The 14937-nt window shown below is 34.0% G+C and carries 12 protein-coding genes; 2 read left to right on the forward strand and 10 right to left on the reverse strand.

All coding sequences use genetic code 11. The features are described from left to right. Positions 1-7: 7 nt before the first annotated feature. Both KPL55_RS15475 and KPL55_RS15480 read right to left on the reverse strand, forming a co-directional pair. Positions 8-2482, reverse strand: coding sequence for a beta-mannosidase (locus KPL55_RS15475; RefSeq protein ID WP_216307647.1), 2475 nt, complete (start codon positions 2480-2482; stop codon positions 8-10). A gap of 47 nt (positions 2483-2529) precedes the next feature. Continuing rightward, positions 2530-4812 carry a glycoside hydrolase family 3 C-terminal domain-containing protein gene (locus KPL55_RS15480; protein ID WP_216307648.1) on the reverse strand — a complete coding sequence of 761 codons (2283 nt, stop codon included), beginning with the start codon at positions 4810-4812 and terminating at the stop codon, positions 2530-2532. A gap of 311 nt (positions 4813-5123) precedes the next feature. Between KPL55_RS15480 and KPL55_RS15485 the strand changes: the two genes are divergently transcribed. Then, positions 5124-5510 (forward strand): hypothetical protein, encoded by a 387-nt coding sequence (locus KPL55_RS15485; protein WP_216307649.1) that lies wholly within the window; start codon positions 5124-5126, stop codon positions 5508-5510. A 56-nt stretch (positions 5511-5566) separates the two neighbouring features. On the opposite strand, the gene KPL55_RS15490 is transcribed toward KPL55_RS15485, so the two are convergent. From KPL55_RS15490 to KPL55_RS15525, 8 genes are all read right to left on the reverse strand, one after another. Further along, entirely contained in the window at positions 5567-5980 is a 414-nt protein-coding gene (locus KPL55_RS15490; protein ID WP_216307650.1) for an RrF2 family transcriptional regulator, read from the reverse strand. A gap of 189 nt (positions 5981-6169) precedes the next feature. After that, positions 6170-7369, reverse strand: a complete 1200-nt coding sequence (locus KPL55_RS15495; RefSeq protein WP_216307651.1) for an FprA family A-type flavoprotein — start codon at positions 7367-7369, stop codon at positions 6170-6172. A 56-nt stretch (positions 7370-7425) separates the two neighbouring features. Next, entirely contained in the window at positions 7426-9333 is a 1908-nt protein-coding gene (locus KPL55_RS15500; RefSeq protein WP_216307652.1) for an acyl-CoA dehydrogenase family protein, read from the reverse strand. Between the two features lie 429 nt (positions 9334-9762). Continuing rightward, on the reverse strand, positions 9763-10404 hold the full coding sequence (locus KPL55_RS15505; protein WP_216307653.1) for an RpiB/LacA/LacB family sugar-phosphate isomerase: 642 nt from the start codon (positions 10402-10404) through the stop codon (positions 9763-9765). A gap of 38 nt (positions 10405-10442) precedes the next feature. Beyond that, positions 10443-11231 carry a gluconate 5-dehydrogenase gene (locus tag KPL55_RS15510; protein WP_216307654.1) on the reverse strand — a complete coding sequence of 263 codons (789 nt, stop codon included), beginning with the start codon at positions 11229-11231 and terminating at the stop codon, positions 10443-10445. Between the two features lie 143 nt (positions 11232-11374). Continuing rightward, a complete protein-coding gene (locus tag KPL55_RS15515) occupies positions 11375-12376 on the reverse strand; it encodes a LacI family DNA-binding transcriptional regulator (protein ID WP_216307655.1) in 1002 nt (333 codons plus the stop codon). 194 nt (positions 12377-12570) lie between these two features. Then, entirely contained in the window at positions 12571-13239 is a 669-nt protein-coding gene (locus tag KPL55_RS15520) for a vWA domain-containing protein (RefSeq protein WP_216307656.1), read from the reverse strand. Between the two features lie 74 nt (positions 13240-13313). After that, complete coding sequence (locus KPL55_RS15525; RefSeq protein WP_216307657.1) at positions 13314-14351, reverse strand: macro domain-containing protein; 1038 nt, start codon at positions 14349-14351, stop codon at positions 13314-13316. A 116-nt stretch (positions 14352-14467) separates the two neighbouring features. On the opposite strand from KPL55_RS15525, the gene KPL55_RS26960 reads away from it, so the two are divergent. Beyond that, positions 14468-14854: a DUF421 domain-containing protein gene (locus tag KPL55_RS26960; RefSeq protein ID WP_512699271.1), complete on the forward strand. Its 387-nt coding sequence runs from the start codon at positions 14468-14470 to the stop codon at positions 14852-14854. The last annotated feature ends 83 nt before the right edge of the window (positions 14855-14937 follow it).

Genomic DNA, 14937 nt, shown 5'->3' on the forward strand with positions numbered 1-14937 from the left:
CACCTTCTTATTTGATGTCATAAACGCTTCTAAGCCTTATTCCTTCTGGTTTTCCACTTAAAATCTTAATCCTTCTTTCATCTCCATTTATATCAAAATAGTTATCGCCTAGGAGCATATCATCATTTTTATTTATTATCTCTACACTTCTTGCATAACTTTTGGCCGAAATTATAATTTCATCTCCATCTATTTTATAATTTAATTTTGGATCAATAAACTTAAAGTGTTTTGGAACAGAGAATATTACAGTGCCCTTAGATATTACCTTTCCCTCTTTTAACATTTCATAACTTACATAGTCTTCATAAAGAGACGCTTCCTGCATATTGACAATATCAAGCCACTTACTTGATAATTTTTCTACTATAACCTCCCAGCATCCTTCCTTCTTTATTTCTGCTTTATTATTACGAAGTGCCCACCTCACTGTAACCTTTTCATTATTCAAAGATTCATTTGCTACACAGAGCTGAATAGATTTTATTACCTCATAAGGCTCAGCATTAACATTTGTATTCTGAGTTAATATTCCTTCTTCTTTACATGAAATCATAAGAGGCGAAAAAAATCTCTTAGCATAATAGTGGAGCGCCTTCCATCTTCCACAATAATCTATGGATGACCAAGATGCAACCGGCCAACAGTCATTTAGTTGCCAGTAAATAGCTCCCATACATCGGCCCCTATTTCTACGAAAATGTTCCACACCATATCGAATTGCATCTGCCTGAAGTAGTTGTGACGCATAGATCAACTTATCAAAATCATTAGGATATAAGTATGTGTCACCCATATAGCTCATTATCTTGCTATTAGCTCCATTATTTCTCTGATGCTTTTCCATAACATATGAAAATATATTCCTGTCTGGCGGCTGCGTAAATGTTTCTACGGTTTTAAGTGCAGGAAATGACTGGAATCCAAACTCAGAAATATATCGAAAGAAGAACTTTCTATATTCAGTGAAAGGTTTATTCCCATGCCATACATCCCAGTAATGTACGTCGCCTCTGTTTTCATCATTTGGGTTATCAAATCCCCCTCCTGATGATGGGCTTGCAGGCCAGTAAAATGTCTGTGGATCATTTTCTTTTAATATCTTAGGAATAATATATTCATATATTTTTATATAATCACTCTTAAGTTTTGGCGTAAGATCCCAAATACCAACGTCTACGAACATTTCCATCTCATTATTTCCACACCAAAGAGCAAGTGACGGATGACTCCTAATCCTCTTAATATTGTCTTTAAATTCCGCCTTAATATTTTCTTCGAATTCCTCCGTGAGATTATAATTTGCACATGCAAACATAAAGTCCTGCCATACTATAAGCCCTAATTCATCACAGGCATCCCAAAATGCATCATAGGGATAATTGCCTCCTCCCCATACACGTATTACATTAAAATGTGCGTCGTTGCACTGTTTCAAGAGATTATATGTTCTATCCGGTGTGACCCTGCTTAATATATTGTCTTCTGGTGTATAGTCTGCACCCATAGCAAATATCTTTATACCATTTACTTCATGTGCGAAGCTCTCCCCAAACTCATCCTTTTCAATGTTCATAGTCATAGTGCGAAGTCCGATTCGCCTATCCCAGATATCCAGCTTAACACCCTCCTGCATTAGTACTACTTTTATCTTATATAAAGGCTGATCTCCATATCCATTAGGCCACCAGATTTTCGGATTATCAACTACAATTTTTTTAGGTGAATTGTTATAAACTTCTTCTTCACCATCAGAATTTGTAATAATAACCTTATATGAATAACCACGTCTTATTGCTTTATTTCCATCATCATTAAATCTTATACCAGTTTTACCCTGTGTCCGCGTTATGTCCACCTGAAACCCAAGTGTTACCTTACCCTCTCTGTGATCTTGGTCGATATAGACACTGTCTATCCTTGCACTACTTATTCCCAAAAGTAAAACATCTCTCCAAATGCCCATATCTGGAAGCCTTGGTCCCCAATCCCACCCGAACATACAGTGTGCTTTTCTAAGCTGTGGAAATCCTATCATAGCATCATCAGAGCCCCCAATATGGAGTTTTGCATCTGCCTCTTTAATAAACTTTGTTGGTGAATGAAATATTATTTTTAATTCATTTCCTTCTTCTTTAAGATATTTCTTTACTTCAAATTCCCAGGTTCTATGCATATTATTAACGTATCTTATATGTTGATCATTTAAATAAATATCTGCAATGGTATCCAATCCATCAAAATGTAGCATCACTTCTTCACAACTTAGCATATCCTTTGAAGTACTAAAGATTCTTTTATATTCATAATCCTGCTCCATAAGCTTTAAAGCTTTTAACTCATTGTCACGATAATATGGGTCCTCCATTTTATTATTTTTAAGTAGGTCACTATAAACTGAACCTGGTACAGATGCATGCATATATTGCCCATCACTCATAGTTTTCATTTTAAATCCATCATTTAGTTTTTCAATAAGCATATTTTCCTCCATATGCCACCTAGCTACGCGGATGGCATTCTTTTGTGTTATTTTTCATATAGTTTCTTGTTTGTATCATCTACAATCTGTGTGATTTCATCGTATGTTATGCTACCACCTCCAAAGCTTAGAATTCCACGTATAGGCATATATTTTAGCATAGCATTACCCATGTCATCACTTATTGCATCTGAATTTTCTTCATCTTTGCCTTTTGTCATATCTTCCATGGATACTTTTACTATATCTATGAGTGATTTTAGCTCCTCTACGGCTTCTGGCCTTTCAAGCAAATCTCCAAAGGTAGTATTTACTGTTAATTTAAATGGTAGTTTTTTCAAAGCTTCTACATGTATCGTATCTTTTAATATAATATCTCTTGATGACTTTCCAATAAGGATCTGATAATCTCCAGTTTCAACATACCAATCATGTATTTGTGTATTGTAATATGAAAAAGCACGTTTACTTAAACTAAATGTTACATTCTTAGTCTCTCCCTTATTCAAACTTATCTTTTCAAAACCACGCAATTCCTTCAAAGGTCTTATGATATTAGAATCTTTCGCCCCAACATATAATTGTACAATTTCTTTACCTTCTTTATCTCCAGTGTTTGTAATATCCACTGTAACTGTAAGAATATCTGAGTCCTTCATTTCTTTAGAACTTAACTTCAAATTGGAGTAATCAAATGTTGTATAGCTAAGGCCATAACCAAATGGGAATAATACGTCCATATCCTTTTTATCATAATATCTATAACCTACGAATACACCTTCCCTATATTCCGATTTGTCCCCTTCTCCACCATAATACAGGTAAGATGGATTGTCTTGAAGCTTCCTTGGAAATGTCTCAGGTAATTTACCACTTGGGTTTACATCTCCAAAGAGTACGTCTACGCAAGCTTCACCAACTGCCTGGCCTCCAAGATACGCTTCTAATATTCCTTTAACATCGTCTGCCCAAGGCATTTCAATTGGAGACCCATTATGAAGCACAACTACCGTATTTGGCTGTACTTTGGCAATTCTCTTAATCAGTTCATTTTGGCAATTAGGCATAGACATATGAATTCTGTCATATCCTTCAGATTCGAACGAATCCGGAAGTCCCGCAAATACAACTGCAACCTCTGCATTCTTTGCTACATCGCAAGCCCTATTAAGCATCTCTTCATTAATTATGTCCTGATTATCCTCATAACCCTGTGCATATATGATATCTGCTATACCCTCTGCAGCCGTAAGTGCACTTACTATTTTAAAAGAGTTAACATGAGAACTACCGCCACCCTGATATCTCGGACTGCCCGCAAATTTCCCAATTAATGCAATTTTGCCACCCTTCTTAAGAGGTAAAATGCCTTCATTTTTAAGAAGCACCATGCATTCCCCTTCAATCTTTCTGGCAAGATCGTGATGCGCCTCCATATCCCACTCAGCATCCTCTTTTCGGTTTTTGGTATATCGATTTATTATATTTAAAATTCTCTCAACTGCCTGATCTACTATTTTCTCATCTAATCTTCCCTCTTTTACTGCCTGCACAATTCTGTTATCGTTTACGCCATTAGAACCAGGCATCTCAAGGTCAAGTCCTGCTTCTAAGCCTTTAACCCTGTCATTAACCGCTCCCCAGTCACTCATAACATAGCCTTCAAAGCCCCATTCCCCTCTTAATATATCTGTGAGATATTTTTTGTTTTCAGAGGCAAGTGTTCCATTTATCCCATTGTAAGAACACATTATTGTCCAAGGTTTTGCATTTTTTACTGCGCCTTCAAATGCTGCAAGATAGATTTCCCTAAGTGTCCTCTCATCAATTTCAGAGCTTGCACTCATTCTTCTGTGTTCTTGGTTATTAGCCAAAAAATGTTTCATGCTAGTCCCTACATTTTCGCTCTGTACACCTTTTATATGGTTTGTTGCCATTTCAGTTGCTAAATATGGGTCCTCAGAGAAATATTCAAAATTTCTACCACATAACGGAGATCGTTTTATATTAACGGCAGGCCCTAAAATTGTACTTACGTTCTCATGCTGGCACTCCTCTCCTAGAGCTTTTCCCATATCATAAATAAGTTCCCTGTCAAAAGACGCAGCAATGGCACAAGCCGCCGGAAAACATATTGCCTTAATACTATCATTAATACCTAAATTATCTTGGCTTTGGTCTTGTTTACGTAGGCCATGAGGACCGTCACTTAGCATAACTTCAGGAACCCCCAACCTCTCTATAGCCTTTGTATGCCAAAAATCACTACCTGAACATAAACCTGCTTTCTCCTCAAGAGTCATTTCTAAAATAATTTCTTTTACATTCATATTGTCCCTCCTCATATATTTGCACTTGAAAATTCTCTTTATCCCAATATTCTATTAATTTAATATCTCTATATAGAATAATTTCTACATTATTTTTTAAATTCCTTCTATTAATTTCAAGTTATTATAATATCATATATTATATTAGGCCTAAAAATTTTTTCTTATAAAAGGGATTAATATCCTTTACTACATTTTTAGACTAATCTAAAATAAACCAATAAGTTCTTTTCTTAAAAGTCTGTCTATGCAGTATTTAAAATGGTACACTATATTAACGTTGATAAATCAATTTATAAAGGAGGAATATTATGCTACCATTAAAGAAATCCAATCGCTGGATTTGGGTTTTTATAATTTATACGACTATAATATTTACGGGTTTGCTTACAACTAGATTTATACTTGGTAGCGAAATCTTTGTTAAATATATCCTTAGCCTACTTCTAATATCCGCGGTATCCGCTTTAATTCCTTGTATAGGAGGTTTTCTAGGTAAACGAGTATTCTTTATAATTTATACGTTCTGCACCATAGTAGGTATACTTTACATGTTTTATGTGGTATTAGGAAATACTGCCCCAGGATGGGGTGATTTGACTAGCATTGTAGGTTTACTATTCATGGCTAGTGTTGGAGCCGCTTCAGGAATAGTTGTAGAAGTAATTCTTTACATTGTTAAAAGAAAACAAAATTAAGTAACTATATAACATTTGTGAAGTGTAGGTATACATAACTAATTTTTATAATATACCTACACTTCACCATCTATTAGTTGTTTGAAATTTATATTTTCTAGTTCTGCATTTAAATTCTTTTGTATTTTTGTCATAGCTCTATGCACAATACAAACACCACTTATATTTAAATTACAAAAGCTTGGCTGAATTACACATCTATTAACACATATTGGACCGTCTATAGCTTCTATAACATCTTTTAAGCTTATTTGCTCAGGCAATTTATTTATAGCATATCCGCCCTTTACTCCCCTGTAAGATTTTATGATATCTGCTTGTATAAGCTTTCTTAAAAGTTTTAAAAGAAATCTTTGGGGTATACCCTCTTTTTCTGAAATTACTTTTGATTCTACCTTTTCACCATAACCTAATTTACATAAGTAAACTACTACTCTAAGACCATAATCTGCTTCTTGCGTTATTTTCATATTATATTTATTCTCCCTAAGGTATACTCATTTGGTATACTTTTACTTTAAGATCTTTAAGCTGTTTTGTCAATACTTTTATGTTACTTACCATTATTTACAAATTCAACAAAATGGCTGCCTCAATCTACTTTATGATTTGAGACAGCCATTTACTTTTGTATTATATATATTTATGTTTCTTTAAAATTACTTCATTGATTCAATAATGCTATCCGCAAGTGACTCCATTAAATCAACATCATCTTCCTTCATAGTTGAGTTCAATGATACCTCATTTTCTAAAATAGTCATTTCTTTCATCTCATCCAATAGTTCACGCATCAATTTTCCAGATTGAGGAGCCCATGAGCCATTTTCTATAAGAGCGAAAGTTCGTTTTTGCAGATTTAATGATTTCATATCAGTTATATATGCATGCATTGGTGGATAAATCTTTAAGTTATATGTTACACTAGCAAGTACCACATGACTATATTTAAATGTCTCAGAAATCAAATAAGAAACATGAGTTTTTGAAACATCATACATTACAACATTGGTCATTCCCTTTTCCACAAGCCTTGTTGCTAGATCGCTTGCAGCGGCCTCTGTATTTCCGTACATTGTTCCATAAACTATCATTACTCCATTTTCTTCAGGTTCATATCTACTCCACTTGTCGTATTTTTCAAGCAAATACCCTAAATCATTACGCCAAACTGGTCCATGTAGAGGACAGATAATCTTTATGTCTATAGTGCCAGCCTTCCTCAAAAGATCTTGAACATGCGGACCATACTTGCCTACGATATTTGTATAATACCTTCTGGCATCATCAATCCAATCACGATCAAAGTTCATCTCATCATTAAAGAGTTTTCCGTCCAGCGATCCAAAAGAACCGAAAGCATCAGCAGCAAATAATACACCATTGTAAGTATCAAAAGTAACCATAGCTTCTGGCCAATGTACCATTGGAGCAGCTACAAATGCTACGAGATGTTTACCGAAAGACATTGTATCTCCTTCTTTAACTTCCTCTATTTTGCCATCAATAGCGAAACCGAACTGATGCATGAACAATGCAGCTTTTTGGGTGCATACGATTTTCACATCAGGATAACGTAGAATAATCTCTTCAATGCATGCTGCATGATCTGGCTCCATATGGTTGATAACCATATAATCTAAATGTTTGCCTTTTAATATTGATTGAATATTTTCAATGAACTGACGGCAAATTGACCAGTCTACTGTATCAAAAAGTACTGTTTTCTCGTCCATTAACAAATATGAGTTATAAGAAACTCCTCTTGGAATTGGGTGGATGTTTTCGAAAAGGGCAAGGCGGCGATCGTTGCCACCAACCCAATAAAGATCCTCAGTTATATTTCTAACACAATACATATATATAATCCTCCTTTATACTAAAAACAAGTTATTATATTTAATTATTATAAAAATTAGACTTCTATAAACATATCTTTTTCTTCACAACAAGCAGGGCAAGTCCACTCCTCAGGTATGTTTTCAAATAGAGTTCCGGGATTTACTTCACCTTCTGGATCACCCATACCAGGATCGTATTCATAACCACATCCGTTACATACATAATGTTTCCAAGTTGGAACTATTTTCTTAGGAGCAGCTGACTTCATCTTCACCATTGGTGGAGCGTCTTTCTTTGCCTCCCCATTATCTAAGGCCTCAGTGAGTAATGGTAATATCTCCATTAAATCTCCAACGATACCGTAATCTGAGTTCTTGAAAATTTTAGCTTTTGGATCTATATTTATAGCAACTATTGTAGCCGCATCCTTTATGCCCTTTAAATGTTGTCCTGCACCTGAAATACCACAAGCAATATAAAGATTTCCTTTAAATTTTTGACCAGACATACCAACATAACGGTTGAGTGGTAAATATTTAAGTGTTTCAGCTACTGGACGCGAAGACCCTATAGCTGCACCAGCTTGAATTGCTAAATCTTCTATAAGTTGCATATTTTCCTTTTCGCCTATACCTAGTCCTACGCTGACAACTCTTTCAGCCTTAGTTATAGGAGTATCCATTGGGATTCCAACTGTAAAATCATATTTATCTGCCTTAAGAGCTTCCACAAGTGCATATACTTTTTCACTTGCAGTTCCTTCCTTGAAAATCACTTTCTTACGATAACCTGTAGCAGGTCCACGTTTAGTAGATTTCCCTGTAGTCTCATTTTTAGGCATCTTTCCTATGATATGAGCAGCAATAACTACACGATGAATTTCATTAGTTCCTTCATATATTGTACAAATCTTAGCATCTCTGTATGCTCTTTCAACTTCCATACCTTTTAAATAGCCGTTTCCACCAAATATTTGAAGAGCGTCATTTACAATCTCAAGACAAACGTCAGAAGTGTATTGTTTAGCCATAGCAGCTTCCATACTGTAACTCTCATGATTCTGTTTTAGCTCTGCTGCACTGTAAATAAGTAATCTAGATGCTCTAAGTTTTGTCGCCATATCTGCCAACTTAAAAGAGATAATCTGTTGCTGACATATAGGTTTTCCAAATTGAACTCTTTCTTTTGAATACTCTAAAGCATTTTCATAAGCGCCTTGAGCTATTCCTAGAGCCTGAGCTGCAATTCCAATACGACCGCCATCCAAAGTTGACATAGCAATCTTGAACCCTTCATTCTCATTCCCTAATAGATTTTCCTTAGGGACTTTCACGTCATTAAACACTAGTTCTGCAGTTGCAGATGATCTAATACCCATCTTATCGTAATGTTGTCCAAAGCTAAAGCCTTCTGTATCTTTTTCCACAATAAATGCACTTATACCACGAATACCTATGTCCGGCGTAGTAACAGCGAAAACGATGTAAATATCAGCCTTACCAGCATTTGTAATGAATATTTTTTCACCATTCATGATGTAATTATCACCATCGAGCACTGCAGTGGTTTCCGTACCACCAGCATCACTACCAGCATTCTCCTCGGTAAGTCCGAATGCACCTATTTTCTCTCCTTTTGCTAGAGGAACTAAGTATTTTTGTTTCTGCTCTTCTGTTCCATAGGCATAAATTGGATATGAACCCAAAGATGTATGAGCGGAAAGAATTACGCCTGTTCCACCATCCACTCTTGATAATTCCTCAACAGCGATTGCATAACTCATTACGTCAAGACCTGCTCCGCCATACTCTTTTGGATATGGAATACCCATCATTCCCATTTCACCTAGCTTCTTAATTGCTTCCTCTGGGAATTTATTTTCTTGATCTAACATAAATGCAATAGGTTTAACTTCCTCTTCTGCAAACGTTCTGATCTTATTCCTCAAATCTTCATGATGCTCATTAGTCTTAAAAAACATAAATATACCTCCCTTTAATTAGATACGGTTTCATGAATGTCGCTGCATTAAATCTCTGTAAAACCATAACATTAGCTTCAGCAAGCAAAACTCAAACTACTTATAGAATGTTTTGCATCTTTAAAATTCATGTAAACGTTATGTTTAACTTTATCAATCATACTTGTAAACATCTTCCTTAAATGTATACCTAAACCGTATAGATTCATTGTATACCTAAGGAATAGACATTACAACCCTAATCCAAACTTTTTTTGTAATTAATAGTGTTGTTACTTATACCATATGCTTCGCACATTCCTTATATCCCAAACTACTGCCATATTATAATTATTTGATAAGTATCTAGTAGTTAAAGTATAACTTGCACCTTGAATATCCAAAAAAAAATGAAAACCCCTAAATAAGGGTTTTCATTACTAAAGTATATTATTTTTCTAATATATTTTTAATTGCTTCTTTCATTTCATCACATTTACAATTAGCAAAGAAATATTCTTTGAATTTTTCTCCGCCTATAGCGCCCTTTAAAAGATCCTGATCTATATCTTTTAAAATTGTTGCCATATCTTTATATGTTACTTTTTTAACTTCATCTAATATCTTTTTATTTCTTTGTTCTGGAATAACTCTGTCCTTTGGATACCCTTGACCACTTTCACCTTGGAATAACTGTTCAAATATATATCCCAAATTTAATTCTGCTCCCCATCCAAATCCTTTTGCGAAAGGCAGTGCTATTGCATTTCCATCATTAACTTGTGCAAACATAAAAGCATCTGAAGGATCTTGTGCATGACCGCATATTACTCCAGGGAATGAATTACATGCAAGCATTGCCCCTTCTCCAGTACCACATCCAGTTATTACATAATCAGCTGCTCCTGAATTTAATAAAATAGCCGCTAAAATACCATTTTGAACATATGTTAGTTGTGCTTTATCGTCTGCACTATACATTCCATAATTAAATACTTCATGACCTTTTGGCTCTACCACTTTTTTTAATGCTTCGTATATTATTCCATTTTTTCCTGCTTGACTGTTTTCGTTAATTAATGCTATTTTCATTTTATATTCCCCCTATTATTGATAGTGTAAATACTATCTTATTCTGGTTGTTTTCCAAGAGTAGCTAATATTCCACCATCTACATATAACACATGACCATTTACAAAATCTGATGCATCAGATGCTAAAAAGACAGCTGGTCCTACTAAATCTTCTGGTGTTCCCCAACGTGCAGCTGGAGTTTTTCCTATAATAAAATTATTAAATGGATGTCCTTCTACTCTAAGTGGTGCAGTTTGAGGTGTTGCTATATATCCAGGTCCTATTCCATTACATTGAATATTGTATTCGCCATATTCAGCTGCAATATTCTTTGTTAGCATCTTAAGTCCACCTTTTGCGGCTGCATAAGCTGAAACTGTTTCACGTCCAAGCTCACTCATCATAGAACATATATTTATTATTTTACCATGTCCCTTTTTAATCATTGAAGGTAATACAGCTTTAGCTACTATAAATGGTGCATTTAAATCTACATCTATAACTTTTCTAAAATCTTCAGCTTTCATGTCAATCATTGCCACACGCTTAATTATTCCAGCATTATTTACAAGAATATCAATTACTCCAACTTCTTTTTCTATTTTTGCAACTAATTCATATACCTTATCTTCATCTGTAACATCACATATATATCCAAAAGCTTTAATACCCTCTTCTTCATAAGCTTTTATTCCCTTATCCACAAGATCTTGGTTAATGTCATTAAACACTATTGTTGCTCCTGCCTCTGCATAAGACTTTGCAATAGCAAAACCAATACCATATGATGCACCAGTAACTAATGCAACCTTACCTTCTAATGAAAATTTCTTAATTATATTCATGAAATATTCCTCCTTAAAATTATAATATTTATTTATATCAAAGAAATATATATTATTATATGTTTCTTTAATTCTTTAATTATTTTTAATGAAATCGTAGTATACCATTAGTATTGTATCATTTATAGTATTTCACTCATTTTTTACAATGTAGATTCATTCCAATTTACAATACAATCTAATACTTGTTGACCATTTTCCTCGTTTTTACATTCAATTTGATCAATTAAGATACTTGCTGCTTGTTGTCCTTCCTTAAATGCAGGCTGCACAATAGTTGTTATGCTTGGCGAGGCAAAGTTAGTCCACTCTATATTATCGAATCCCATAAGACCTAAATTAGGCATCAAATGATAATAATCTTTTAGTGCTATAAATACCATTGGTAAAGCCCAACAGTTAGGAACGAAAATTAATTCCTTTTCTTTTTCATTAATGTGCTTAATAAGGAAATCCAGTATTTCTTTAGGGTTCTTTATATTACCATCTTCAACAATTAATTTTTCATAAGCTAAATCATTATCTAATAAAGCATCTATATAACCAGAAGTTCTTTCAATACGAGTGCTTAATAAACTCGGATCTGCTGTAATTAGAATAAACTTCTTATATCCCTTTTTTATACATGAAACAGTTGCTTCATAAGTGGCCTCATAGTTATTTGTTTTTACCCATTTTGTTTTATAATCATAAACATTACTATCAAAAAAAACCATTGGTTTTTTTGCTTTTTTAGTAATTTCTTTAAATTGAATTGTAGGTTGTACAATAAACCCATCAACACCCATAGATAACATTCTATCTATATATTTTTCTTCCCTACCATAATCATAATTGCTATTTGCTACAATAAGTTGATAACCTTTTTTACTTGCTACATCTTCAATTCCTTTAACAATTTGGTTTGAAAATGTATTTGTAATATCTCCAATCATTATTCCTAATAGTTTAGTACTTTTTGAATTTAGACTTCTAGCAGCAACACTAGGTTTGTAATTTGTCTCTTTAATTACCTCTGATATTCTTTGTCTAGTTTTTTCAGACATTTTATCTGTTTTACCATTTAAATAAAAAGAAACAGTCGTTTTAGAAGTACCTGCTAAATGCGCAACTTCTGTAATCGTAATCTTATCGGTATGTTTCATATCTAACCTCGTATTTCAAAATATTTATATTCTTATACTAACATATATATATGGATTAGTAAACTAGTTTACTAAAATAATATTATCTGTTTAATTGTAGTAAAAAAATATATAGACTACTAAATTAATATTTAGTAGTCTATATCACTATATATATGTGCATAAACAAACAAAAAATTTGCTACCAGTATACATTAAATGTTGTTTTTTTTACTATTTTTACTTCGGCGAGTAAAGTCTTCATCAATCTCCGCTTTCCAACTCTCCGTAATTGGCCTACTTGAACGAAGTTCACAAACAACATTACTCACTGCCTCATAATTCAATCTCGTTCCTTCGCCATCAGCATTATAATTGGCTGCTCGGTCTGAACTAATACCAAATTTTGCAGCTGTTGAAATAGCGTCAATATTAGCTCCTATGAAAATGAATTCCCATCCATATTTTTCTTTCTGCCATTCAACCATTTTCTTTATTTTTGCATAATTATACTCTTTGCTAGCATTCTCCATTCCATCAGTGGTGATTACAAACATCACTTTACCTGCACGTTCCTCTTCACTAGTATTTCGCTGTACATTACCAATTTTATTAATTGTTTTTCCAATAGCATCCAAAAGCGCAGTGCTCCCACAGACAAAGTATTCTTTTTCTGTTATGGGGCAAATACCCTTAACGTTTATTCTATCATGTAAAAGTTCATAGTTATCATCAAAAAGCACAGTAGTGATGATTGCCTCGCCTGGCTCTTGCCTCTGTTTTTTAAGAAGTGCATTATAACCACCAATAGTATCACTCTCAAGTCCTGCCATAGACCCACTTCTATCAAGTATAAATACTAATTCAGTTAAGCTCGTTTTCATATTGTTAACCCCCTTATTTAATAATTAAAGGATAACATTATCACTATCTTAATCGGTCGCTTTCAAAGCGACAATTATACTCCAAGTAAGACTTGTTCAAAGTCGAATAACGCCTTATTTATCTCATAAATGTCGTAATTACCTTCTTCGATGAAATACTCAATAATCACATCAAATTTGTTACTGCGAGACAATGTGTATCCAGCTTTATTTAGCAAATCACGTGTTTCATCCAAACTCAATTCAATAGCTATGGCAAAAGCTATTGACGTAACTTTGCTAGGGTTGTACCCTTTAGAGCTGCGAATTTTAGAAAACAACTTGCGGTCGATATTTGCCTTCTTATAAGTTTCAACATCTGTCATTCCTTTTTCATCAATAAGCCGCAGTAGCATTTGTGAAAAAGACTCATCAAGCTGATTTATTATATCCTCAAGACAACGCTTTCCCTTTATTGGTAGTACTGGAGCGCAAACTTCGCATTCTATGTAACTCTCTTGAATATTTTCAATTTCATTATTTTTATATTGATAATTTTCATAAGGCTCTATATTTCTAAGGCGTTCGCTAAAACTATGCTCCTCAACATAATTATCATCAATGTATTTTTCAATTGCAGAAAAAAGTTTTTCACTCAAAACAAAGGATTTCTTATCATAGACTACCAAATAAACCATCATCTCGTGGTTTAATAGGAATTCTCCTATTGCAGAAATTGCTATCTGTAATGCCTTTTCCTTCGGATATCCATAGATTCCAGATGATATCAGAGGGAAGGCGATAGATTTGCACTTGTGCTTCAAAGCAAGTTTCAATGAATTAATGTAGCAGTTATGGAGCGAATTTGCCTCACCAGAGTTTCCACCGTCCCATATAGGACCAACTGTATGGATAATGTACTTTGCGGGAAGGCTATAACCACTTGTAATTACAGCTTGGCCAACATAACACTTTCCTATGCTTTCACATTCCTCTTTAAGCTTTTCATCCCCTGCTGCAGAGAATATTGCTCCACATACTCCACCACCCATTTTTAACGCTGTGTTCGCAGCATTAACAACTGTATCTATTTTCATTTTTGTTATATCATTTCGAATTATTATCATCGGCATATTAGCTAGTCTCCTTCCGATAAATTTCTTACTAACTTACTATTTTGTTGGTTTTTTTATTAATTATTGGGTAAAATACTATAAGCATTAAATTTGGGATAAAGGAGCTATCTTATATGGATTTCTTACAAGGCCAGGATACACTTACCACCATTGAATGGATTCTTCGTGCTATTATAGCCTTTTTCTTTTTACTGACTGTAGCAAAAGTCTTAGGACAACGTACTATCTCGCAATTAAGACTTCTTGATTTTGTTATTGCTTCAGTAATTGGAAATATTATTGCCCATCCGTTGTCTGACGAACATCTTGGGTTAAAAGGCTCCATAACTTCAACGATTGTAGTAGTTATCCTATATCTTGGTGGTATATTCAGCATTATTAAATTTCCATCTTTAAGAAAACTTATTAATAGTTCTCCAATCACAATTGTTCAGGACGGAGAAATCCTTTATAAAGGTTTAAATAAAGCAAGTGTAGTGCGTCAAAATATAGCTTTATGAAACTGCATTCCTAAGTCAAATTATAACTATAATACTAATTATTATCTAGTGGTTATTTGCTTTTTTACTAAGCAGATTATTAC

The sequence above is a fragment of the Clostridium lacusfryxellense genome, assembly GCF_018861735.1.
In the GTDB taxonomy this organism is placed as follows: domain Bacteria; phylum Bacillota; class Clostridia; order Clostridiales; family Clostridiaceae; genus Clostridium_AD; species Clostridium_AD lacusfryxellense.